This window comes from Rhodococcus jostii NBRC 16295, from assembly GCF_001894825.1.
GTDB lineage: Bacteria > Actinomycetota > Actinomycetes > Mycobacteriales > Mycobacteriaceae > Rhodococcus_F > Rhodococcus_F jostii.
In genome coordinates this window covers 41,625-63,228 of sequence record NZ_BCWY01000060.1, presented here as the reverse complement: position 1 = coordinate 63,228, position 21,604 = coordinate 41,625, and the positions used below count along the sequence as shown (strand labels likewise).

Below are 21,604 nucleotides of genomic sequence, written 5' to 3'. Positions count from 1 at the left end.
CGTCGCTGGCTCGACCGACTGCGAGCTTGCCAGTCAGGTCCGCCCACCCTGGAGTGGGTCAAGGCGTTGTACTGCGCCAGTATGATGGCCGATGCGCAGGCTGACCTCCAGGCTGGGACCGCGCTCGTCGAGGAGGCGCGCACGCTCACCGCGCAGACCAGTGACCTGATGATGCGCGCTGTCGTCGAGTGTGCGGACGGCATGCTCGCCCTCCACAGCGGTGATCTTGGACGTGCCCGCTCTCACTTCGAAACCGCGCTCGCGGCATTCAGCGGACGCGGGGAACGCACACTCGAAACCGGTGTGCTGTACTCGTTGGGGTTGGTATATGGGCTGTCCGGCCTGACGGACCAGGCGATCGAATTCCTCGAGCGTGTTCTCGCGATCACACAACGATACGGCGAGAAGATGTACGGGTCGTACTCGCTGTGGGCCTTGGGGATTGCCGTGTGGCGACAGGGCGATACCGATCGTGCGGTCCGGCTTCTCGAGCAGTCGCTGGAGCTGTCCCGGCAAGTGCACGGCCCACGTGTCGCCATCGCCTGCCTCGGAGCGCTGGCCTGGATCGCGTGCGAGCGGCGCGACCCAGCTCGGGCCGCAGTGCTGATGGGAGCTGCCGACGGGTTGGCGCGTTCGGTGGGAAGTGCTGCCGTCATACATTCCAATCTGGTTTCTTACCAACAGAACTGCGAACAGAAGGCTCGCCAGGTACTTGGGGGTAAAGCATTCGCGTCGGCCCACCGCAAGGGTGAACAGCTCGGCTTCGACGCAGCCATCGCTTACGCCCTCCACGAACATCCGCCCAGCCCCTCCACGTCCGACGCCGACGCGTCGACGCGACTGACCAAGAGGGAACGCCAGGTCGCCGGCCTCATCGCCGAAGGTCTGACCAATCAGGCCATCGCCGACCGCCTCGTGATCTCACCGCGCACCGCGCAAGGCCATGTCGAGCACATCCTGACAAAGCTGGGCTTCACCTCCCGGACACAGGTCGCGGCCTGGGTTGCGGAACAGACACGCGATCAGAACTGACATGTCTGGTTCGAGACCATGCGGCGGTCAGTCATATTGCCTGCGGTTGAGCGGATTTCGGTGAGGTCGTGGATCGTCCTGCCGTAGCGCACTGTCTCGAGCGAAGATGTTCCGCCGGTGACGACGAACCTGCTCCCGAGCTCGCGAGCGCGCCAGACCGGCGTCGCAAATTCCCGTCGTCGCCGGCGCGCATGTTTCGACGCAACTCCGTGAGATCGTCGACGGCGCCCGATTCAGGCGTTGAGCGATCTCACGAACACTGCACTGCTGAGCATGCAGGACGGCGATGCGCTCGCGCTCCAGGAATGACAGGTAGCGTCCGGACAGAGAATCCTCGGGCAGCGCAGTCCGAAGCAGCCCACCTCGCTGGGAGTGTCAGTAATAGCAGGTGGTGCGCGCGATCCCCAGCCGCCGACAGGCCTCGCCGTCCCCCGAGGCCATCACCTTCCAGCACTCGTCCTCCAGCGCGAGGCGGCGCTTGCGGCCGGGTCGTCCTATCTTCACTCGATTCTTTACCAAGAGGATGTGCGACGATACTTGAACCCAAGTGGATACAGGGGTCAGGATTTGGGAAGGCCAGCCGATTAGGCGAAAGCCAACGCACGGCACCATCACTGAGATCGATACCGCGAAACCCGGTAGGTTCTGACTACGCGAGTGGCTGCGACCCTTGTGATCGGCGCCGGACCGGCACCACGCGAGAAGCTACGCCGCTGTGCGCGGACCCCGCGGCCGGGATGCCGGTGACACACCTAGCAATGCTAGCGGTGCACGCTCCTCGTCCGGCAGGTTATGCGCGCGCCACTTCTTGACAGCCCGATACAACCACTGCCCCAACTGCTCACCATCATCGGTGACGTAGTTGGCGGGCACCATAGCGTCACCGTGCTCTTCGCGGTATGCGGCGATCGCCGTCAACATGCGCCGACGCTTTGAATCCGTCCTCGCGACCGCCGGGAGGGGCCGCCCATTCTCGCTCCACACGAAACCAATCGCGTCGAGCTCGCTAATACGGCTGGCCGGCAGTGTTCCGAGCATCCGGGCGACACGCTGACGGGTCTGCCATCGCCCGAGACGGTATCCGTTCTCGGTGACGTAGTCGTCCGGAACTGAAGCGTGCGGGTGCGTGCGACGGAACGCTGCGTACATCCGCAGTGGCGACAGTAATGTTCGGGTTTTCGCTGGTCGCACCGAAATCGATCCTTTCGCGTCAATCATGACGGTCCAGTAGTCCAATCGTCCTTCATTTCGAGTATGTCCACCACATCACATATGTAACGGCTCAAGCCCCGAGCCCTGCGGCTGACGCGGTCGAGGCCGTCGACCAGAACGCTTAGGTGGCCGAACAAGTGGGCCGTGAATCGTTGAACGTATCTCAGTCAATATCTTCAGTATCTTTCTGTCGTTTAGTGTTGTGGCATAGAGACTGTCAATTGGATCGATTGACGTCGATCGGGACCTAGCACCACGACGGTCGGCCCTTGCGCATTGCAGAGGTGCTGATGCGGAGGAACGTCGAGGGGACCGGTATTATCGATTCACGGGAAACGGTGACGGGCCGCCGGCCGACCCTGACCAGGCGTACGGCGGCCGAGCCATAGATGCGGTGTCGGGCGCTCGCGGAGGCGCCCACCACGATGGCGTCGGCCCGAAGCTCGTCGGTCACATTGATCAATCCGTTGGCCGGGTCACCGCGGAGGGTGCGGAATTCCCACCGGACCCGAAAGATCGCTCCACCCAGGTTGGCGAAGGCTGAGGGGATGGGCTGGACATAGACAGTGACCAGCAGCGATCGCTGCCTCCGGGCGAGACCTGCGGCGTAAGCAGCGGTGCGACACGACGAATCCGAACCATCGACACCAACGACGATGAGTGTGGAACCGTTCACCTCGTGATCGAACCGGTCCATTTAAGGTGCGTCCTCTCCACGAGCCGAGCGTTGACGGCCGGATTTGCATCGCGGCGGGGCCGGGTTTCGGCCTTGGGCGAACCTATGTTGAGTCCAGATAGATGGTGCATCGATACGCAACCGTCGATACCGGGCGAAAGAGCTGGTCGGCGAATGACAAAGGGGTAAACCTTTTCTGGTCAAGTGGAACAATTTCCCGGTCTGAGACAGCGGAAGCCCGCCATCCGTCGGCACGGATGGCGGGTCCCCAATCGACGGTCCCGAGTCTGGTCAGTCGGACTGCCGAAGCATGGAAGACCCCGTCAGCCACTGGGGGTTTGGCTGGCGGGGTCGGAGCACCAACCCGCGCTAAGATGGGCAGCGAGCCGGTGCGCGGCCAATCCTATGGCCCATGACGCGTGAGTCCAGATAATGTGATGCAGTAAACACAAGGACTTTCGTCGGGCGACACATGTCGTGGCACCGGTGCGCGGCAAGGTACTAGTAGACCGTCGCGGCTAAGTGTTGGGATATAGGTGGCGGAGTTTGATGCGGGCGTCGTCGGTGGTGAAGTGCCACTGGACCTGGCGTTGATCGGCGTTGGTCTGTCGTTGCCAGGCGGCGAGTTCGGAGTTGAGTGTCTCGAGGTCCTCGATGCGCCGGTCCAGACACTGGCGGGTCAGCACGGAGAGTTCGATCTCGGCAATGTTGAGCCACGAGCCGTGTTTGGGGGTGTGGTGGATCTCGAGCCGCTGCGCGAGCGCGAACGCCTCGGCCGGCTCGAAGGCCTCGTAGAGCGATCCGATTCCGTGAGTGCCCGAGGTTGTCCATCACCAGCACCACCGTCTCTGCGTCGGGGTAGTCCACGCACAGAAGGTCTTTGACCTGTCCGGCCCAGTCGATCTTGGTGCGCCGGGGCCGGGCATCGACACGCCGCCATCCGGCCAGGGGCTCGACCCAGCAGAAGATCGAGCAGGTCCCGTGCCGCACGTACTCGGAGTCCTCCCTCAGATCGCGTCCCGGGCCTGCCGGGATCGGGTCACGCGCGTGAGCGAGGAGCTGGTAGGGCTTTTCGTCCATGCACACCACCGGCCGCATCGGGTCGTAGATCCGGGCGTAGACCGACAGGATGTCTTCCATGCGGGCCGCGAACTCTGCGTTGGCCTTTGGTGGGATGGTCCAGCACTTCTTCAGGTGAGGACGAAGTTTCGTTTTTTTAGAACCCGGCCGATGGTTGAGTGGTCCAGGTCGGGGATCCCTTCGGTCAACGCGACGTGCTTCTCCAGCAGTCGCAGCGACCACCGCGACCGACCCTCGGGCGGCTTCGAGCAGGCCAACGCAATCAACCTGGCCTCGATCTCCCCCGTGATCTGCGAGGGCACCGGTGGGAGGTCACGCTGCTTGCGACCGATCGTGGCCTCCACGTCCCGACCGGTCTCAGCGAACCGCTTGGCCACCAGCCGCAACGTCTCACCTGAGACCCCCAACCGTGCTGCGATCACTTCCTTCTCATCAACCACCCCGACCGAGGTGTCCAGCGCCAGCAACACCCGGGCCCGCCGGATCATCGAGGCCGGATGCACCCCGGTCGTGGTCAACCGTTCCAAGAACTCACGATCAGCCGAGCTCAACGTCACCGGACGCTTCTTCTGCGAAGGCATTGACAACAGTCCTGACCGGCAGAGGGGAAGGGGAAGTCTGCCGCCCCAACCTTGCAACGAAAACAGGACAGAACTAAGCAGCGACACGCTACTAGTAACTGTCTCTCCTCGCTGCCGAAGATCATTCACCCAACGACCGAAGGCCCGTCCGGAATCTCTATGTCATGTGCCACTCGTCGGATCTTGGTACTACGTCGACGGGTGTCCGCGGCTGTCGAGCCGGTCGCAGTGGGGCCGCAAGCGGTGTCGGACGAACCGAGAGAACGCCCCCTGGATGCCCTGAACTATCGGGAAGGGGCAGGCATCGGGGTGATCCAGAGCCTGGCACTGTTGGCCGGGATCGGACGTTCGGGCGTGACGTTGGCCGCGGCCTGTTCCACGGACTGAGGCACGAGGACGCCAAGTTCGCCTTCCTGCTGGTCACCCAGGTCATCCTCGCGGCCGGCGTCCTCAACCTGCCCACCCTCGCCGGACCGCAGGGCGACGGCGTGCACCGACAGGTCCTCGTCGGGACCCTCGTCGCCGGTGTCGCCGCGTACCTCCGTGAAGTTCCTGACCCGCTACTTCGTGACCAGGACGTTGACCCCGTTCGCCGTCTACTGCCTGGTCGTCGGAGTCCTCTCGATCATGCGATTCGCCTGATGAATCACAGGGGCGTGCGCGAGAGCGGCAGCGCCGCCTGGGTGCTCAGCCAGTACCCGAGGCGGAAATCTGCTTTGCGGTCTTCTCCGTTAGTTCGCCGGTCGGGACCGGCCGGTAGAGCTGGTCGGCCGCGTCGGGCCGCTACCGGGGCGCAATGAGCACGTCGTTCAGGGTGACAAGGGACAGCATGTGTTCCTTTGATGATGTCGAGCAGTTGGGGTAGGGCGTGGGTGACGGCGGGTGGTTGGCGTGTCCGATCACGATCGCCTGAGCGGTGAAGTATTTGCCTGCGCAGTCGAGGGGGTATTGCTCGGTGATGACTGAGGAATCCGACAATGAGCCAGAGGGTGGGTATGGTGTATCCGAGGTCGGCCACGATCGCGGTGGTGTTGTGGAACCCATAGGGTGGTTGTAATGCGCACCGTCGACGCTGTAGTTGTTGCGCAGGAACTGGCGCACTATCCGCATACTCACACACCGCAACCCCACCTCCTACAAAAGGGTCGCGATTGGTAACTCGGTCATCAACGATGCCGCGCCGCCTGCAAACGGCTACTTCTGGCATCTCTTGTTGCGATTGATAAAGGCAATCGATGCTACGAGAGGCCCTCTCGACGCCGGATCCGTGCCGAGATCGTACAAGCCTTCCGCCACGCCCACTGACACCGCATCGCCCGTCCGAGGGTGGTGTCGAATACTGCGGGTGGGACCCAAGAAGGACGGTCTGCGTCGACGACCTGAATGTCTCGTCTACAGGTTGAGGGCGACACCGCATCGTTTGCTCAGCATGCGAATTACGTTGGGCCGGAGCATAAGTGCGCAAGACGCGCACGTCCGACACCGTCGGTGCTTTCACCTCGGTCGTCGCCGCAGTCGGGTTCACAGTCGCGCTTCATGAGGGCCAGGGCAAGGGGAACGGCACTTGCGCAGTTGATCCGTGATGGGTGGTCGAGTGCTTGAATTGATCATTCCAGGGTTCACGATGCCTACCTTCCAAGGAGAACCCCATTGTCCGAGTCGAAGGCGGACTCAGACAGCATCGTGCGGTTTAGGAAGGAACTGGTCTCGGGTGAAATGCATTCCGCGGCACGTGTTGTATCGCTGGCGGCACCTCGGATTCCGGGAACTGCCGGAAGGTCGGCGATTCAGCAAACGTGGCTGCTCCAATCACTGATGTGCCTGTTCAATTACCCACGCAGCGATCTGTGTCCGCGACGTGAATCCGAGCTTTGTAAGTACGTGTTCGACGTGGCCTTGTGCGGTGCGGGGCGAAATAACCAGTCGGGCAGCGATTGCTCTGTTGGTTAGTCCTTCGGCGACCAGCTCCGCGACTTGGCGCTCTCGTTTAGTCAGAATCCGCAACGAGTCGGTAACCGTTCGAGGTGCGTTGGGGACTTCCTCGCCGAGAGCCAAGGCAACGGCCGCGTCGAGATCGAGTGCGTGTCCTTCTCTAAAGGAGGTGTCGAAGTTTTGCTTTCCAAGTGTATTACGCGTCGCCAGCTCCCAATTGGCGTGATGGATGCGCCGCAAATCCTGAAACACAACTGGCGCGGAACCTACGGAGTACGCCAGTTCCTCAGCAGCCCCCATCAAGACAACGGCGCGTCGGTGGTCGGACTTATCCTCAGACACAATCCAGGCCAGCAATTCGAGGGAAGTGGCGACACTACTCGGGCTTCTTGCCTGCCGTATCAGTTGCAAGCCCTGTTCGAGCAACCGTATCGCAGTCGATCTGTCGCCGCGGCGCCACGTGGCAAATGCCATCCACCACAGTGCGTAAGACTGGTACACGACCTCGCCGTGTGCTTGCGTAGTCACGCGTACACGCTCTTGCCACTCGAGTGCGCGGTCCACTTCACCGAGCTGTTGGTAGGCGATTCCGAGCATATGGAGCGCGCGGATCCGAAAAGAGAGATCTTTCGGATCGTCGAATGCATCAGCGGCCTCTTCAAGCAGTGGGCGTGCTTTAGAAGGATCTCCGCTGAAGAGCGCGAGAGATCCATCGGCGAGGTCGACCAAGGCGTGCGTCACTGGGTCAGGAGTATGAGCGGTAAGTTTGCGCCCCTCATGTATTAGGGCTGCCGCAGTTGTCCGGTCACCTTGGTCGCCGGCAAGCATGCTGTCGGCGCAAAGCGCCGTGACACGGTCGACAAGGGGCGCATCGATGCTTACTGCCAGTAGACGGTTGAGCCATTGTCGACCCTCACTGTAGAGACCGCGAACATGCCAGAAGTGAAAGAGTGCGACGGCAATGCGAAGGCCCTTGTCCGAACCCTGTGATTCGCTGAATTCAAGCGCTTCTCGAAGATTGGGCTGTTCTCGCTCAAGCCGTGAGATCCATCTGAGCTGTTGGGCGCTGATCCATTCAGATTCAGCTTTCACGGACAGCTGCTCATACCAGTCTCGATGTAATTCTCGTTGGACCGTGTATTCGCCTATCTGTGTGAGTTTTTCACGCCCGTATTCACTGAGCGTCTCAAGTATGCGGAACCGAACTCCGCCAGCAGACTCTTCCCTGATGAAGATTGACTTGTCTACTAAAGAGGAGACCAAATCTATCGACTCCTCGGAGGTCAAGCCCGAGCCGCAGACGTATTCTGCCGCATCGAGTTCAAAGCCTCTCGCAAATACTGACGCGCGCGCCCACGCGCGTTGCTCGAGCTCGGTGCACAGTTCGAAGCTCCAGTCAACGCTGAGCCTTAGCGTCTGCTGACGTGATGGCGCCGTGCGGCTTCCTCGAGTTAGCAGTGAATATCGGTCAGTCAGCCGCTGCAGGATCTGTTCTGGAGACATTGACCGAAGGCGGGCTGCTGCCAACTCAATTGGGAGTGGTAGCCCTTCCAGCCGCTGGCAAATCTGTCCGACTACGTCCTTGTTGGCTTCGTTTAGTTCGAACGTCGGGATGGCAGTGGCCGCGCGGTCGGCAAACAACCTTATCGAGTCGTAACGCGGTAGTCCCTGCAGTGAAGGCGCTCGATCTGTTTCGGGTGCGGTGAGAGGCGGTACTTGCATCACCGTTTCGCCGCCGATTCCGAGCCTCTCGCGACTGGTGCCTAGAATTTTCAGCCGTGGGCATTCCCGCAGTAGGTTCTCAGCAAGCTTCGATACAGCGTCCACGATCTGCTCGCAGTTGTCGAGCACAAGTAGTAGCTCGCGAGATGCTACAAACCCTGTCAGGACGTCATAAACAGGTCGCGCCGAGTCGCTCCGCAGGTTTAGTGCCGAAGCGACCACTTCCGTCAGTAGTGATGCGTTCTGCAACTCACCCAACTCGACGAGCCAGACACCGTCCGGAAAGGCTCGTTGAATAGTTTCAGCCACGCGCAATGCCAGGCGGGTCTTGCCTACACCGCCGATTCCCGTCAGTGTAACGATGCGACTCGTTGCAAGGAGTCTCTTAGTCTCGGAAAGCTCGTGTCTGCGGCCAACGAAACTTGTGAGTTCCGCGGGCAAATTTCCTTTGGAGACCCGCACGGCATGTTGCGGCGATGATTGTTCTTGGAGCGGTGCATGATCCTGTGAGTGGGAGTCCGCGTTCCGTTCCCGCAGCCGACTCCGCTCCGATGAGGGAAGCACCATGTCGTCGACAGCAATATTGTTTCGAAGCTGGATCGTCCGCAGTTCATCACCGAACTCTGCAGCGGTAGTGGGACGCTGCTGGGGATCGGTCGACATTGCACGCTCGATTACCTCGGTGATGTCTTCGGGGAGTCCGTGTTCGCGCAAATTGGGTGGTGGCTGTGTCGCAATTCGGAGGAACTGTGCCACTACCTGCTCACCGCTGTGACGTTCGAAGGCGGCGTGGCCAGTCAGTGCGCTGAATAGTGTGGCACCGAGGCCGTAGATGTCGGAAGCGGGGCTTGGGGGATCCCCTTTGAGCACTTCCGGAGCAGCGAACGCCGGCGACCCGGTGATGGTGCCAGTCGCGGTTTCGAATCCACCAGTTATGTGGGCAATGCCGAAGTCGGTCAAGACTGGTTCGTCGTACTCGTTGGCGAGGACATTCGCGGGCTTGACATCGCGGTGTAGGACGCCGAGACGATGGGAGCTCTCCAAAGCGCCGGCCAGCCTTATTCCCATCCGCAACGCCTGCTCGGAAGTAAGAGGGCCGTGTTTCCTTAGATTGATGTCGAGAGAATCTCGCGGGAGGTACTGCATCACGATGTAGGGGCGCCCACTACCGGTAGTGCCAACTTGCAGGATCGTCACCACGTTGGGGTGGCCGGTCAGCCGACCCAACGCGCGTTGCTCGCGGAAGAAGCGCGCGCGGTGTTCATCGCTAAGATCGGTAGTGAGCACCTTCACCGCCACGGTGCGGTCGAGATCTGGCTGCGGGCACCGATAGACAACCCCGAAGCCGCCACGCCCGATTTCCTGGGCATCGGTAAACCCGACCGCCTCGAGCTCTTCGGCGGTTGTCGGAACGTGACACTGCTGCGTGGTGAGCGGATCATCCTCGGTCATCGACTGCTGCATTCATCGTGTTAGTGCACGCGTAAGTGCATCACCTGGAATCATCTCGGCGATTTGGCCTACCTGAACAGAGTATCGCCGTTCACGCGAGTCCGGCAGATGTGAGGTGATATCGATCCGTAGAACACGTCAGTTCGATGAACTGACCCCACGGTGCAAGAGACCCAGCGGTCGGTTGTGCAGTGGTCGAGTCGTCACGCGCCGCTAGGTCCGCATCCCTACACCGCCTCGCCGATCGATGGTCATTCTTCCCGTTGGTTTCAGGGAACCTTTCGTCGCCTGCCCGGTGCGACACGCCCTCGTCCACGTCTGGCACTGTCGAACTGACGCCGCGCCAGCCAGGCCGGGGCCCGAGCCGGCCACTACAAACACCGACATCACATACTGTCGTTGCAGTACCAAAGTGCCGGCGAGATTCGGATCAACGCCCAGTCCGCCACAGTGGTCACGCTCCAGTCGTCGGAGGGTGCGCGCTTTTCGGCCGGAACCAGCGGCTCACTTTTCGCCCGCAGCCGGCAAGGGCTTTTCGGGCATGCGAACCGCAGTCGAGCCGCCTCGTTGAGGCTATCGTCTCGTGGTGCTCGGGCCGAGTAGTGCCCCGTTGGTGCTGTAACCGTCGCTCACCGCGGACGTCACGGCCTCGCCGGAGCACGTACTACGGCGGTGTACGGCCGAAGGCCATCTGCGGGGGTCGTCGGCCCGAGCCAATCCTACGATTTGCTGTGCTTGACATCACTAAAGAGAGTGCTACATTCAAAAATGTACACAATCACGGGTCGGGAGTTGTCTCGTGTCGAGAGGTCGGGCGCATCCTGACCTTGGTTGGTTGCGCTTGGCCCCGCATGGGATCCGAGCGCCAATCGCGTTATCAGAGAGGCTCAATCATGGTGGGTAGGTTCGACGGTAAGGTCGCATTCATCACGGGACTGGCCCGCGGACAGGGCCGCGCACACGCGGTCCGACTCGCGAGCGAGGGTGCGGACATTATCGGTCTCGATCTGTGTGATCAGATCGAGACCGTCGACTACCCGATGAGCACTCCGAGCGACTTGGACGAGACGATCAAGTTGGTCGAAGGATGTGACCGCCGCATTATCGCGGTCCGTGGTGACGTTCGGAACCGCGCGTCGCTGAGGGCGGTCCTGGATGAGGGGCTCGCGACGTTCGGTCGCCTCGACTTCGTCGTTGCCAATGCGGGCGTCATGCCGGTGTGGGGTTCCGAGTCGAACACCATGCAGGCGTGGCAGGACTGTCTGGATGTCCTGCTGACCGGGGTGCTCAACACTGTCGAGACCGTGTACCCGACGCTGGTTGAGCAGGGCGACGGCGGCTCCATCGTCATCACCGGGTCGATGGCTGCGGTCAAACCGCAAATGCGCACGTTCGGAGCGCATTCATTGGGTCTGCTGGGCTATAGTGCGGCGAAGGCAGCGCTGGTCAACCTAGCTCAGAATTACGCCAGTCTTCTTGCCTATCAACGAATTCGGGTAAATGTAGTACATCCAACCGGTGTCAACACCCCAATGATCGAAAACGAGATGGTTCGGGACCGATTCGCGACGGCGGATCCGGAGGACATCGCGACCCTGGTCAATGCTATCCCGGTCAACGCCGTCGATCCGGAGGACATCGCCAACGCTGTGGCATGGCTGTGTTCGGATGAATCGAGTTTCTACACCGGCAGCGAGATGCGCATCGACGCCGGAGCCAATCTCCGCTGACTTTCGTCGTATACCTAGCTGAACAGGAACGTCCTGTTCGGCGACCCGGATTCCGCACTCGAGCGGACGGGGCGCGAGAGTCCATCAGCGGCCGTGAGCGGGCCCGGTGCGTTTGCTGAGTGCGATAGCCCGCGATCAGATCCCTCCGAGCAAGCCTCGGACACACATGTAGGGAATACAAACCCATGCTCCAGACGACACACTCCGATGAGTGGACGCTCCGCCGCGTCGTCATCGTGCTGACCCTCATCGCAAGTCAAGTCGCCTCTATCGCCACCATCATCCTCGGTCCGCAGTCCCTGCCCGTCATCGACCGTGAGTTCGACACGAATCAAGGTTCATGGTTCGTCACCAGCGAGCTACTCGCGTCTGCCGTCCTGTGTCCGCTCTTTGCGCGACTGTCCGACCTGTACGGAAAGCGCCGACTAGCTGCGATTGCGCTGTTGAGCGGAGGTCTCGGATCCCTTCTCGTTGCCGTCGCGCCGACCTTCTCGTTGCTGCTGGTCGGTCGAGCAATGCAGGGCACCCTCATCGTTTGCTGCGTACTGGGGGCCGCGATCGTCCGTGAGTCGTTCCCTGCGAAGATCGCCCCGGTGGCGGTCGGGTTGGCCGTGACCGGGGCTGGATTGCCCGGCTCGCTCGTTCCGTTCGTCACCGGGCCGCTGATGGACAGCCACGGGTACCAAGGCGTGTTCCTCGCGCTCGCTGTGGTGGTCGCAGCCGCGGGGGTGGTCCTCCTCCTTGTGGTGCCCGAGTCGCCAGTGGCAAAGGAAGGTTCTGTCGACTTCGTTGGAGCATTCCTGCTCGGATCCGCGGTCGCGTCACTTCTGGCCGGCGTCAGCTTGGGGGCGACGGTGGGTTGGACGTCGCCGTTGGTGGTCGCGTTGATTGTGGTAGGTGTCTGTCTCGGAGTCGGGTGGATTCTGTCGGCTACGAAGAAGGCAGATCCGTTGATCGATATCCGAATCCTCGCAGATCGACGGGTTGCAAACAGGATGGCCGCCGGGGGGCTCATCGCCGGCACCGGAACGCTGTTTCTCATCATCTCGGCGCTCGTCGCCGAGAGTGGCTCTGAACGCGGGTTCGGTTTCGGTTTGAACGCAACGCAATACGCATTCGTGCAGTGCTTGTTCTTCTTCGGTTTCTTCGTTGGTGGTGTGGTGCCGGTCCGGGCCGTACGTCGGTACTCCTTCGGGATCGTCCAGTCGATCCTTACCGTCGTTTTGTTGATCAGTTCGGCGGCCCTATTGCTCGCCGTCGGTTCTCTCCCGCTGTTCGGTGCCATCCATCTCAGTGCAGGACTGGCTGTGGGCGGATTCTTCGCCACGATGATCAACTTCCTGCTCTCTGGGGCGGCCCCCGATCGTCAGGCGTCGACCGCCGCGCTCTACATGACGGTGGCGACGATGATGCAGTCGGTGTTTGCGACGGTGCCGATCAGTCTGGCGAATGGTCTGTTTCCCGGAGTCGAAGGATCTTTCGGACTGGACGGGATCCGATTCATGAGTGTGTTTGCCATCGTGACTGTGCTCGCGGCGGGACTGTGCACCGCGGCGGCGCGGCGCGCGACCATCCGAGACGCGGTCGATCCGTTGAAGCAGGTGCATTCGGGGGCGGACTCCGAAGGCATAGTTCTGCTGAGAGATTCACCAGCCGACTACCTATGACACGGGGCCGAAGCTGCTGGTGTGCGCCGCATCCGAGGTTGGGGATGCGGCGCACACCGGTAGGTGGGGCTTGCCGTTTGGATCGCATTGAGGCGTCCGACGTTCCCGCGTGCTGCGCCTGGTCCGCTTGCCATCAGCCCGCGGCCGCACGGCATTGCCGTTGGCGGCTGCTGTGATTTCTGCTGGAGTTGCAGTGGCTCTCCGCAGGATGACCCAGGCCAGGGCGAGCGCATGGATTGCTGCCAGTCCTGCAGCAAGGATTGGAATGCAGATGTGGTGGTGTACTCGCGGCCGCCTACACGACCATGTAGTGCCCGAGGATAGGCAAAATTCAACGCCCGCAGCTGATGTGGAGAAATGCAGCATCAGTGTGTTGAGGCCGTCGTCACGATCTCAGTTATCAGATACCGCCGTGCGCGGTCGGCGTTGCAGCGGGGACAGATCAACACGGAAGGGCCGCCGACTCAGCTGGTTCGCGACCGCGCAGGCTGGATCAGATCAGGTGGTCGATATACTCGTCCGGTCTTCCGCAGGCGTGCGGGCGTCGACATCGGTTCGGTGAGGTCGTGGGATGGCCCAGGCAATGATCAGCGCGACGGCACTGGCGATTCCGGCAGTTGCGAATGCGAGACGGAAGCCCGTGGTCGTGGTGTAGTCGTGTCCATTCACCGTGACGACGTCCTGGGCGAGTATGACTGTGATTACTGCGCTGGCAGCCGAGGTGCCAATTGATCGCATCAAGGTGTTGAGTCCATTTGCGGCGGCAGTCTCGCTTTCGGGAACGGATTGCATGATCAGGGTTGGCATGGCAGCGTAGGCGAATCCGATCCCTACCCCGATGAAACAACCGACCAGCACGGTGTGCCACGTCTGGGTCATGAGCAGCAGGGCAAGGCTGTATCCGGCCGTGATGGTGATGATTCCGAGGAGCAGGCACGCGCGTGGCCCATACGCATCTGACACCCGAGCTGCGACTGGGGACATCGCCATCATGATGAGACCGGTGGGCATCATGCAAAGACCAGTGACCAGCATGGACTGTCCGAGTCCAACTCCGGTAGTGGACGGCATCTCTAGCAGTTTGGGCATGACTACGGGCGAGGTGAACAACCCGAAACCGACTGCTACCGAAGCGAGATTCGTAAGAAGTACCTGCCGTCGTACGGAGACGCGGAGGTCGACGAGCGGGCTGCTCGCTCGCCACTGATAGACACTCCATCCCAGGAGGACAAGAAGCCCACCGACAGCACAACTGATTGTTGGCGGGGCGGCCCATCCCCAATCCGCTCCTTTCGACACAGCGAGCATGAGCCCACTGAGTCCGACCGCGAGTCCGACAGCCCCGAGGAGGTCGAAGCGCGCGTTCCTGTGCTGCGGGCCGGCAGGCACCACTATCCATATGGCAGCGATGCCGATGACGCTCAGGCCGGCTGAAAGCCAGAACAAGGTGTGCCAGTCGAAGTGCTGGGAGACGACAGCCGACAACGGCATGCCCGCGGCAGCGCCGACGCCGAGCGTGGAGCTCATCAGTGCGACGGCTCGCCCGAGCCTTTTGGCGGGGATGGTGTCGCGAAGGATGCTGATGCCAAGCGGAATCACGCCGAGTCCCGCGCCTTGGAACGCGCGACCGATGATCATCGGAACGAGTGTTGTGGCCGCTGCCGCGAGCAGCGAGCCTAGGACTATCGCGCTAAGAAGAAGCAACGCCACCCGCTTCTTCCCGACGATGTCACCGAGTCTTCCGGAGATCGGGGTGCATACGGCACCCGTGAGTAGGGTGACTGTCACGATCCAGGATGCGTTGGCGGAACTGGTTGATAGAAGGTGCGGTAGCTCCGGTACCAACGGAATCACGAGCGTCTGCATGAAGGAGCAGATGAGTCCACAACCGGCGAGTGCTGCGGTGATGAAGGCTGGACGACGAACGCCCGTACCAACCGATGTCGGGGGGTTCTCGAGCATGAATCACAACCATCCAGTATCGACGTCTACTTTTATGCATACATTATGCCCGTGTGATGCCGGGGTCGGGACGTGCGTGCCGGGCGCGAGACGGTGATCACCCTCGGCGCAGCCCAAGGCGGCTGTGTGGGCATCGATTCGAGCCGAGTCCCGCTACGAAGTCGGCGGACGATTTCGTCACGGTTCGCGCCCGGCGAATCGAGCTGGCTGACTGTGACAGAGCCCCAGGGGATGTGGTGGGTTCGCCCCCTGTCATGTCGACCGACGTGCGGCTATAATGAATGTAGAAGTGAATGCATAATTGCTTCCGCAGATCGAACTCCCGGCAGCGAGTGCGCCCACCCGAGCCCGGGGGCCCGTACTGCAGCACTGCAGCCTGTTGGCTATCTGTCACAGGAACCTACGTAGAGGAGAAGTATGTCCATCGCACCGCTCGAGTTGTCGCGCTCGGCCCTGCTCGTCATGGATTTTCAGGGAGGCATTCTTGGCAGCGTCCAGGATGCAGACGCATTGGTCGGTCGCACGGCAGACGTGATCAAGTCGATCAGAGCTGCCGGCGGGCACGTGGGATACGTCCGAGTCGGCTTCGAGGACTCGGACTACGCAGCGCTTCCGGAGTACAGCAAATTTGCTCCCATCGCGGCGGATCCGAAGCTCCGCGCCGCGATGCACGCTGACTCGGCCACGACTGCCATCGACGATCGCGTAGCTCCCGAGGATGGCGACGTCGTGGTTCGCAAGACTCGTGTCGGTCCCTTCACTACGACCGATCTCGACGAGCAGTTGCGCTCTCGGAATGTCAACACTCTGATTCTGGCGGGAATCTCGACAAGCGGCGTCGTTCTCTCAACGGTCCGGCAGGGTGCCGATCTCGACTACCGGATTGTCGTTCTCTCCGACGCCTGCGCGGATCCCGATTCCGAAGTTCACGACGTGCTCGTCGGAAAGGTGTTTCCGCGCCAGGCGGACGTCATCACTGCTGCGGAGGTCGTCGGACTTCTCGGATGACCGCGGAGCGGAACGGTGAATTCGCCGGCTGTCACGCAGGTGAATCCACTGCTCCTTGATGTTTCGGACCCAAGTACGAGAGCCTCCAGGCGGTATCGGTCTGACCGGCAACCGCCTGGAGGCCCTCGTACTATGGGCCAGGCCTGTGCCTCTTGGTCATCGCGGGTGGTTGTGGTCGCCGTCGGTCCCGTGTTCGATGCGATCGAACTCCGGCAGCGGGTCGGAATTCGATCGCCGCGGTAGAGAAGCCGAAGTGGCCTCAGAACTCGCCACCTTCACAACCTCCGAGTTCGCTGGCCGAGCCGCCTGTCTCGGCGGCGGGCCTTGTTCCCAGGGGCGTCGTGCGAGCCGCGACTCACAAATTGCCCGCAGCTGGTCGTGCACGATCGGGGATACCCCGTGAGCCGCGACTTTGTGCCTGTTGCGGAGAAGCTGGTGAAGGCGCTCGAAGTACTGCGGAGCCGTGAGACCAAACTCGACGAAGATGTCCTCGGTGTGCCCACCGCCCCAGTGTCGCCATTTCGTGGCGAAGGCGAGAATAGCTGCAGTGTTATCCAACATTAGGTGCTCCGGTCTCGGCACTCTGCCGTGGTGATTCGAAGGTGTCCGGGAGAGAAAGCTTGGAGGTGCGGCATGGCGCGTCCCTGATCAGACGTGCTGAGGCCGACGCGGCGGCCTCGATGTCCGCACCTCAATGGCGACAAAAATGTCTACATAACGGTGGCATCGGATGGCTGTTTCGTCAACCCCTGAGGGGCACAGAATGTGCCGATCGGTTAGGTGATGGCACCGTGCCAGTTGGGCGTGACCGGGCGGGTTTAGCTTGCAGTCGCAACCGCATAGATGTATACATAAACGTGTGCAAAAATGCTCAGTTTGAAAATTGTCTTAGCTGATCCTGCCTCGAGTGACCAGCGACGCATCGCCGATTCGAAACGTAGTGACGTAGGCCTGTGTTGTCCCGCAGTGCCGGGCCGTATGTGCGAACGGTAGCTCAGTCAACTGAGAGAAATAGGAGAGTCACGTTGTCCGCACCCATCAAGTACCTTGATCGGTTCTACATCGACGGCCAGTGGGTGAACCCGTCGAGTTCCGATGTCATCGACGTCATCCAGCCCGGAACTGAACAGGTGTATGCGACTGTTCCGGCGGCGCGTCAGGCTGACATGTCCCGCGCCATCGCTGCGGCCAGAACGGCGTTCGACTCCGGCCCGTGGCCGAAGCTGACGCATGCAGAGCGTGCTGGGTATCTACGTGCGATCGCTGTCGGTCTGCGGGCCCGGGTTGCCGACCTGGCGCAGATCTGGTCGTCCGAGATGGGGATCCTGCACAACCAGGCGCTTGCGCGTGGCGAACGTATCCCGGGAATCTACGACTACTACGCCGGCCTCGCAGACTCCTTCCAATTCGTCGAGCGACATGTCCCTATGGGTGGCGGGTATGGCTGGATCGCGCGCGAACCGGTAGGCGTTGTCGGAGCGATCGTTCCGTGGAACGCCGCACTTGTCGCCATGAGCTGGAAGATCGCTCCCGCTCTACTGGCCGGCTGCACGGTCGTACTCAAGTCGGCGCCAGAAGCACCGGTCAGCGCGTACCTTCTCGCGGAAGTTGCCGAGGAGGTGGGTCTGCCACCAGGAGTCCTCAACTTCGTCACCGCAGAGCGTGAGGCCTCCGAGCTGCTCGTCCGCGACCCGCGCATCGACAAGCTCAGCTTCACCGGCTCGTCGCAGGTCGGCAAGCAGATCGCGGCAATTGGTGCGGAACGAATCGCGCGCGTCAACCTCGAGCTCGGGGGAAAGAACTCTGCGTTGATCCTCGACGACTACGACATTGAGGCCGCGGCAGCATCACTGGCTGCGTCGTCGATCGAGCTGACCGGTCAGGTGTGCTCAGCCTTGACCCGAGTGATCGTGAGCAAGCATCGTCACGACGCACTGCTCGAGGCGATCAGTGCCGAGTACGCCAAGATTCGGGTGGGCGACCAGTTCTCCGACTCTTCCGACATGGGCCCTGTGGCCATGCGACGGCAACTCGACCACATCAACCGGTTGATCGCCCAGGGTGTAGACGAGGGCGCGACGCTTGCGGCCGGTGGCCGCCGACCCGAAGGCCTCGATAAGGGTTGGTTTGTCGAACCCACATTGCTCGGCAATGTCGGCAACGACACGGTCACGGCGCGAAACGAACTGTTCGGACCGGTCTTGAGTGTGATTCCGGCCGACAGTGAGCAGGAACAGGTCGCGATTGCGAACGACAGCCTGTACGGCCTGAATTCGGCAGTATTCACCAACGATGTCGACCGAGCGTGGAACTTCGCGCGTCAGATCCGATCCGGAACGGTCGGCCACAACGCGCACCGGAACTCACACGCCTTCGCCTTCGGAGGATTCAAGCAGTCCGGAATCGGACGCGAGGGTGGCGTCGAAGGTCTGCTGCCGTACCTGGAGACCAAGGCGATCATTCTCGACGAAGAACCTTCGGTAGCTCCGATCTGAATGTGAGCAACAGTTGTGAATGGACCTCTGCGGAAGCGTGATGAATTACGCTTCCACAGGGGTTTGTTCGCGTTCCATGCCCGGTCTTAGTGGAACTTCTTGCTGCAGTGGACAACACACCAGCCGCAGCCTCCCCTCCCTGCGTCGTAGTACGTCAGCCCGCAGGGCTGCGAAGGGATCGGCTTTCGCTGCGGTGGCCGAGGTCCGCTGGCACGTCCATGTCGCCGAGTCCGACAGCCGGGTCATTACCGGAGTTCACTAAATATCAACTCCTACAGACTATTTTATGAATCTTTGGACCAACCGCCCTCTTCGTAACAAATTGTGACCCTGCCCCCACGGGCTCTTGACATGTGATCGGGGCAACACGATACTTTTGTTGCATACAAAATTGTCGCCATCGAGAGCGGGTCGGAAATGAGCAGCACAGACGTCGAGGTCGGAGTGCCCGAGAAGGGAACTGCGCGAGGTTCAGACAGCGTTCTGTCCGTGCGGGATCTAACGAAGACCTTCCCTGGCCAGCGGGCACTTACAGACTTCTCGATGGAGATCCATGCAGGCGAAATCCACGCCCTGGTAGGCCACAACGGCTGCGGTAAAAGCACATTGATCAAACTGATCACCGGCTTTCACGCACCTGATCCTGGTGCAGCTGCCGAGTTCTTGGGTGACTCCGTGGATTTGTATGACGCGGGCGCGCCTTGGCGCGATCACGTTCATGCCATCCATCAGGATCTGGGATTGATTCCGTCGATGTCGGTGATTGACAACATCGCTCTAGAACACGGCTACCTCACCCGTGCGGGAAGGATCTCATGGAAAGCGGAGCGAAAACGAGTTGAGAAGCTTCTCCGGGAATTCGATTCACACGTCGACCCACGAGAGCTTGTGGACGACTTGTCCCGCCGTGATCAAGCGATTGTTGCAATCGTGCGAGCGGTCTCGGGAATGTCGGACGATTCAAGTGGCCTGCTCATCCTCGACGAGCCCACCGCGACCCTCCCTGAGCGGGAAGTCCAGGTGCTATTCGACGCGGTCAGAACTGCTGCTCGTCGCGGTTGCGCAGTGCTGTTCGTGTCCCATCGCCTCGCCGATGTTTTGACGATCTGCGACCGAGTCACAGTACTGCGAGACGGCAACAAGGTCGCCGAGCGCAGCGTCTCGGGGCTCACTCGTGACCAACTCACGGAACTCATCGTCGGTGACCGCTCCGCTTCGGCGTCCAATCACTCCAGGCCAACCTTCGACCGTAGTCGGGGTAAGCCGGTGCTCAAGGTGAGAAATATTTCTACAGAGCACCTTTCACCGCTGTCGCTCACGGTAGGTGCAGGCGAGATTGTCGGCATTGCCGGATTGGACGGTTCCGGTCGAGAGGACGTCACGCGCGTCCTCTCCGGGATAACCCAGCCGTCGGGGGGCACCGTAAGCGTTGGTGGCGAATCGCTCCGAGTGGGCTCGATCAAGCACTCACTGGATGCCGGTATCGCCATGGTACCCAGGGAACGCTTCCCGGAGGGGCTCGTGTCCTCCATGACGATCTCCGAGAACCTGACCATTCCGTCGATGGGAGATGTGGTTAAGGGTGGGAGGCTGTCGCGACGATTGGAAGTCGACGAGGCCGATCGTTGGATCGAATCGATGGATATTCGTCCACGGCAGCCGGACAAAAACGTCGTAGAGCTCTCTGGTGGAAATGCTCAGAAGGTGGTGATGGCCAAGTGGATGCGTACGCGACCTCGGGTGGTCCTGCTCGAGGAGCCGACGGCGGGAGTTGACGTTGGCGCCAAACGCTCGATCTGGGAAATGCTCGACGATGCCACTCGCGACGGAGCAGCCATCATCGCCACGTCGTCTGACTGGGAGGAACTCGCCGCCAACTGTGATCGAGTACTCGTCCTCGCCGACGGAGTTGTGCAAGCAGAGCTGCACGGACAGGAACTCACCACCGATTCTATTGCGCGCAATTCGATGGGCCAAAGCCTTGGAAAGAGAGAAGACAGCAATGAGTAGTCCGCTCGCAGGCAAGACGGAGACAGTGAGACGGGATTCGGTGGAGTCTGACCCGAAGTCGGGTAAAAAGAGTAAGTTCCAGTGGTGGCAGGTGTTGTCAGTGAAGCGCATTTCTGCGGTTTACCTGGCGATTCTTCTGTTCGCATACTTCACGTACCGACTTCCCGACCTGTTCTTGCGTTACGACACGTGGACGACCATGCTCGGCCAGCAGTCGATCACGATCATCGTCGCGCTCGGGGTGCTGATCCCCGTCACTGCTGGTGTTTTCGACATGTCTGTGGCGTACACGATGGGACTGACGTCGACAGTCATGGCCATCCTGATGGTGAAGCACGACATGTCTTGGGTGACCGCGGCACTTGTGGTCATCCTCATCGGTGTCGCTCTCGGTATCCTCAACGGACTCATCATCACGTACTTCAAGGTGAGCTCACTTATCGCCACTCTTGGCACAGGAACGGTGATCGGATCGATCGACTTCGCGTTGTCCGGCGGTTCCAGCTTCCCGATCCGTGACGCGAACTTTCTCGGAATCGGGGTCGGTTCGTTGTTCGGAATCGCGTGGCCGGTCTATATTGCGCTGGCGCTGGCGATTGTCGCGTGGTTCTTTCTCGAACACGCCGCGGTGGGTCGCCGGACTTATGCCATCGGTGGCGGAATCCAAGCCGCCCGTCTGGCCGGCGTCCCGGTACGAAAATACATCATGACGACGCTCGTGCTGTCGAGTGTGCTCGGCGCCATTGCCGGGATCTTGTTGGCTGCTCGTGTCGGCGCCAACTCGCCTGGCGTAGCGGCGTCCTTCCTGCTTCCCGGATTCGCGGCGGTGTTCCTCGGAGCGACTCAGCTGAAGGAAGGCAGAGTGAATGCCTGGGGAACTGTCATCGCGATCATCGCACTGGCAATCGGAGCCAAGGGGTTCGACCTCATCGGAGTGCGACTCTGGATCCACGACTTCTTCTACGGAATTGCCTTGATCGGTGCCATGGCAATGTCAGTGTGGTCCAAACGATCGACACTGGAGCCCAACGGAGCCCCCTGACCA

Annotated in this window: 17 protein-coding genes and 2 pseudogenes; 8 read left to right on the top strand and 11 right to left on the bottom strand. The window is 61.1% G+C overall.

Annotation, left to right across the window (positions count from 1 at the left end):
• Positions 1 to 1,032, top strand: a 1,032-nt coding sequence (locus RJ1_RS30640) for a tetratricopeptide repeat protein (protein ID WP_143169570.1), incomplete at its 5' end; no start/stop codon positions are given.
• Between the two features lie 27 nt (positions 1,033 to 1,059).
• Here RJ1_RS30640 and RJ1_RS49365 read toward each other — a convergent pair.
• The 7 genes and pseudogenes from RJ1_RS49365 to RJ1_RS30610 all read right to left on the bottom strand — a co-directional run bounded on the left by RJ1_RS49365 (position 1,060) and on the right by RJ1_RS30610 (position 4,581).
• On the bottom strand, positions 1,060 to 1,344 hold the full coding sequence (locus tag RJ1_RS49365) for a helix-turn-helix domain-containing protein (RefSeq protein WP_378380775.1): 285 nt from the start codon (positions 1,342 to 1,344) through the stop codon (positions 1,060 to 1,062).
• A 63-nt stretch (positions 1,345 to 1,407) separates the two neighbouring features.
• Positions 1,408 to 1,536, bottom strand: a complete 129-nt coding sequence (locus RJ1_RS47985; protein ID WP_255284912.1) for a hypothetical protein — start codon at positions 1,534 to 1,536, stop codon at positions 1,408 to 1,410.
• Positions 1,537 to 1,737: 201 nt separating this feature from the next.
• Positions 1,738 to 2,181, bottom strand: a complete 444-nt coding sequence (locus RJ1_RS30625; RefSeq protein WP_378380773.1) for a helicase associated domain-containing protein — start codon at positions 2,179 to 2,181, stop codon at positions 1,738 to 1,740.
• A gap of 310 nt (positions 2,182 to 2,491) precedes the next feature.
• Positions 2,492 to 2,941 (bottom strand): universal stress protein, encoded by a 450-nt coding sequence (locus tag RJ1_RS30620; RefSeq protein ID WP_073366264.1) that lies wholly within the window; start codon positions 2,939 to 2,941, stop codon positions 2,492 to 2,494.
• A 497-nt stretch (positions 2,942 to 3,438) separates the two neighbouring features.
• A complete protein-coding gene (locus RJ1_RS47980; protein ID WP_255284914.1) occupies positions 3,439 to 3,726 on the bottom strand; it encodes a transposase in 288 nt (95 codons plus the stop codon).
• A 22-nt stretch (positions 3,727 to 3,748) separates the two neighbouring features.
• Positions 3,749 to 4,000: pseudogene (locus RJ1_RS48980) on the bottom strand (IS630-like element ISMae25 family transposase); the annotation flags it as partial.
• A gap of 110 nt (positions 4,001 to 4,110) precedes the next feature.
• Positions 4,111 to 4,581 carry a helix-turn-helix domain-containing protein gene (locus RJ1_RS30610; protein WP_073366263.1) on the bottom strand — a complete coding sequence of 157 codons (471 nt, stop codon included), beginning with the start codon at positions 4,579 to 4,581 and terminating at the stop codon, positions 4,111 to 4,113.
• A gap of 303 nt (positions 4,582 to 4,884) precedes the next feature.
• On the opposite strand from RJ1_RS30610, the pseudogene RJ1_RS30605 reads away from it, so the two are divergent.
• Positions 4,885 to 5,223, top strand: a pseudogene (locus RJ1_RS30605) (undecaprenyl-diphosphate phosphatase); the annotation flags it as partial.
• A 141-nt stretch (positions 5,224 to 5,364) separates the two neighbouring features.
• On the opposite strand, the gene RJ1_RS48975 reads toward RJ1_RS30605, so the two are convergent.
• Both RJ1_RS48975 and RJ1_RS30600 read right to left on the bottom strand, forming a co-directional pair.
• Positions 5,365 to 5,559 (bottom strand): hypothetical protein, encoded by a 195-nt coding sequence (locus RJ1_RS48975; protein WP_143048778.1) that lies wholly within the window; start codon positions 5,557 to 5,559, stop codon positions 5,365 to 5,367.
• A gap of 831 nt (positions 5,560 to 6,390) precedes the next feature.
• Entirely contained in the window at positions 6,391 to 9,687 is a 3,297-nt protein-coding gene (locus RJ1_RS30600) for a protein kinase domain-containing protein (RefSeq protein ID WP_073366272.1), read from the bottom strand.
• Positions 9,688 to 10,538: 851 nt separating this feature from the next.
• Here RJ1_RS30600 and RJ1_RS30595 point away from each other — a divergent pair.
• Together RJ1_RS30595 and RJ1_RS30590 are read left to right on the top strand one after the other, a co-directional pair.
• Entirely contained in the window at positions 10,539 to 11,417 is an 879-nt protein-coding gene (locus RJ1_RS30595) for a mycofactocin-coupled SDR family oxidoreductase (RefSeq protein ID WP_275887624.1), read from the top strand.
• A gap of 185 nt (positions 11,418 to 11,602) precedes the next feature.
• The gene (locus RJ1_RS30590; protein ID WP_073366262.1) at positions 11,603 to 13,084 is read left to right on the top strand and encodes an MFS transporter; all 1,482 of its coding nucleotides are present in this window, start codon (positions 11,603 to 11,605) and stop codon (positions 13,082 to 13,084) included.
• A 498-nt stretch (positions 13,085 to 13,582) separates the two neighbouring features.
• Here RJ1_RS30590 and RJ1_RS30585 read toward each other — a convergent pair whose 3' ends face one another.
• A complete protein-coding gene (locus RJ1_RS30585; protein WP_083400247.1) occupies positions 13,583 to 15,046 on the bottom strand; it encodes an MFS transporter in 1,464 nt (487 codons plus the stop codon).
• 417 nt (positions 15,047 to 15,463) lie between these two features.
• Here RJ1_RS30585 and RJ1_RS30580 point away from each other — a divergent pair, with 417 nt between their 5' ends.
• A complete protein-coding gene (locus tag RJ1_RS30580) occupies positions 15,464 to 16,054 on the top strand; it encodes a cysteine hydrolase family protein (protein ID WP_073366261.1) in 591 nt (196 codons plus the stop codon).
• 156 nt (positions 16,055 to 16,210) lie between these two features.
• On the opposite strand, the gene RJ1_RS30575 is transcribed toward RJ1_RS30580, so the two are convergent.
• Positions 16,211 to 16,615 carry a DUF3263 domain-containing protein gene (locus tag RJ1_RS30575; protein ID WP_073366260.1) on the bottom strand — a complete coding sequence of 135 codons (405 nt, stop codon included), beginning with the start codon at positions 16,613 to 16,615 and terminating at the stop codon, positions 16,211 to 16,213.
• 464 nt (positions 16,616 to 17,079) lie between these two features.
• On the opposite strand from RJ1_RS30575, the gene RJ1_RS30570 reads away from it, so the two are divergent.
• The 3 genes from RJ1_RS30570 to RJ1_RS30560 all read left to right on the top strand — a co-directional run bounded on the left by RJ1_RS30570 (position 17,080) and on the right by RJ1_RS30560 (position 21,601).
• A complete protein-coding gene (locus RJ1_RS30570; RefSeq protein WP_073366259.1) occupies positions 17,080 to 18,549 on the top strand; it encodes an aldehyde dehydrogenase in 1,470 nt (489 codons plus the stop codon).
• 417 nt (positions 18,550 to 18,966) lie between these two features.
• The gene (locus tag RJ1_RS30565; RefSeq protein ID WP_073366258.1) at positions 18,967 to 20,559 is read left to right on the top strand and encodes a sugar ABC transporter ATP-binding protein; all 1,593 of its coding nucleotides are present in this window, start codon (positions 18,967 to 18,969) and stop codon (positions 20,557 to 20,559) included.
• Positions 20,504 to 21,601: an ABC transporter permease gene (locus tag RJ1_RS30560; protein WP_162850232.1), complete on the top strand. Its 1,098-nt coding sequence runs from the start codon at positions 20,504 to 20,506 to the stop codon at positions 21,599 to 21,601. The genes RJ1_RS30565 and RJ1_RS30560 overlap by 56 nt, the downstream gene beginning before the upstream one ends.
• Positions 21,602 to 21,604: the final 3 nt, after the last annotated feature.

What these genes read in the sequence shown, in the direction of transcription:
- RJ1_RS30625 (WP_378380773.1), bottom strand. Translation starts at nt 2,181, where the DNA reads ATGTACGCAGCGTTCCGTCGCACGCACCCGCACGCTTCAGTTCCGGAC.
- RJ1_RS30620 (WP_073366264.1), bottom strand. Translation starts at nt 2,941, where the DNA reads ATGGACCGGTTCGATCACGAGGTGAACGGTTCCACACTCATCGTCGTT.
- RJ1_RS30610 (WP_073366263.1), bottom strand. Translation starts at nt 4,581, where the DNA reads ATGCCTTCGCAGAAGAAGCGTCCGGTGACGTTGAGCTCGGCTGATCGT.
- RJ1_RS30600 (WP_073366272.1), bottom strand. Translation starts at nt 9,687, where the DNA reads ATGACCGAGGATGATCCGCTCACCACGCAGCAGTGTCACGTTCCGACA.
- RJ1_RS30595 (WP_275887624.1), top strand. Translation starts at nt 10,539, where the DNA reads ATGGGATCCGAGCGCCAATCGCGTTATCAGAGAGGCTCAATCATGGTG.
- RJ1_RS30590 (WP_073366262.1), top strand. Translation starts at nt 11,603, where the DNA reads ATGCTCCAGACGACACACTCCGATGAGTGGACGCTCCGCCGCGTCGTC.
- RJ1_RS30585 (WP_083400247.1), bottom strand. Translation starts at nt 15,046, where the DNA reads ATGCTCGAGAACCCCCCGACATCGGTTGGTACGGGCGTTCGTCGTCCA.
- RJ1_RS30580 (WP_073366261.1), top strand. Translation starts at nt 15,464, where the DNA reads ATGTCCATCGCACCGCTCGAGTTGTCGCGCTCGGCCCTGCTCGTCATG.
- RJ1_RS30575 (WP_073366260.1), bottom strand. Translation starts at nt 16,615, where the DNA reads ATGTTGGATAACACTGCAGCTATTCTCGCCTTCGCCACGAAATGGCGA.
- RJ1_RS30565 (WP_073366258.1), top strand. Translation starts at nt 18,967, where the DNA reads ATGAGCAGCACAGACGTCGAGGTCGGAGTGCCCGAGAAGGGAACTGCG.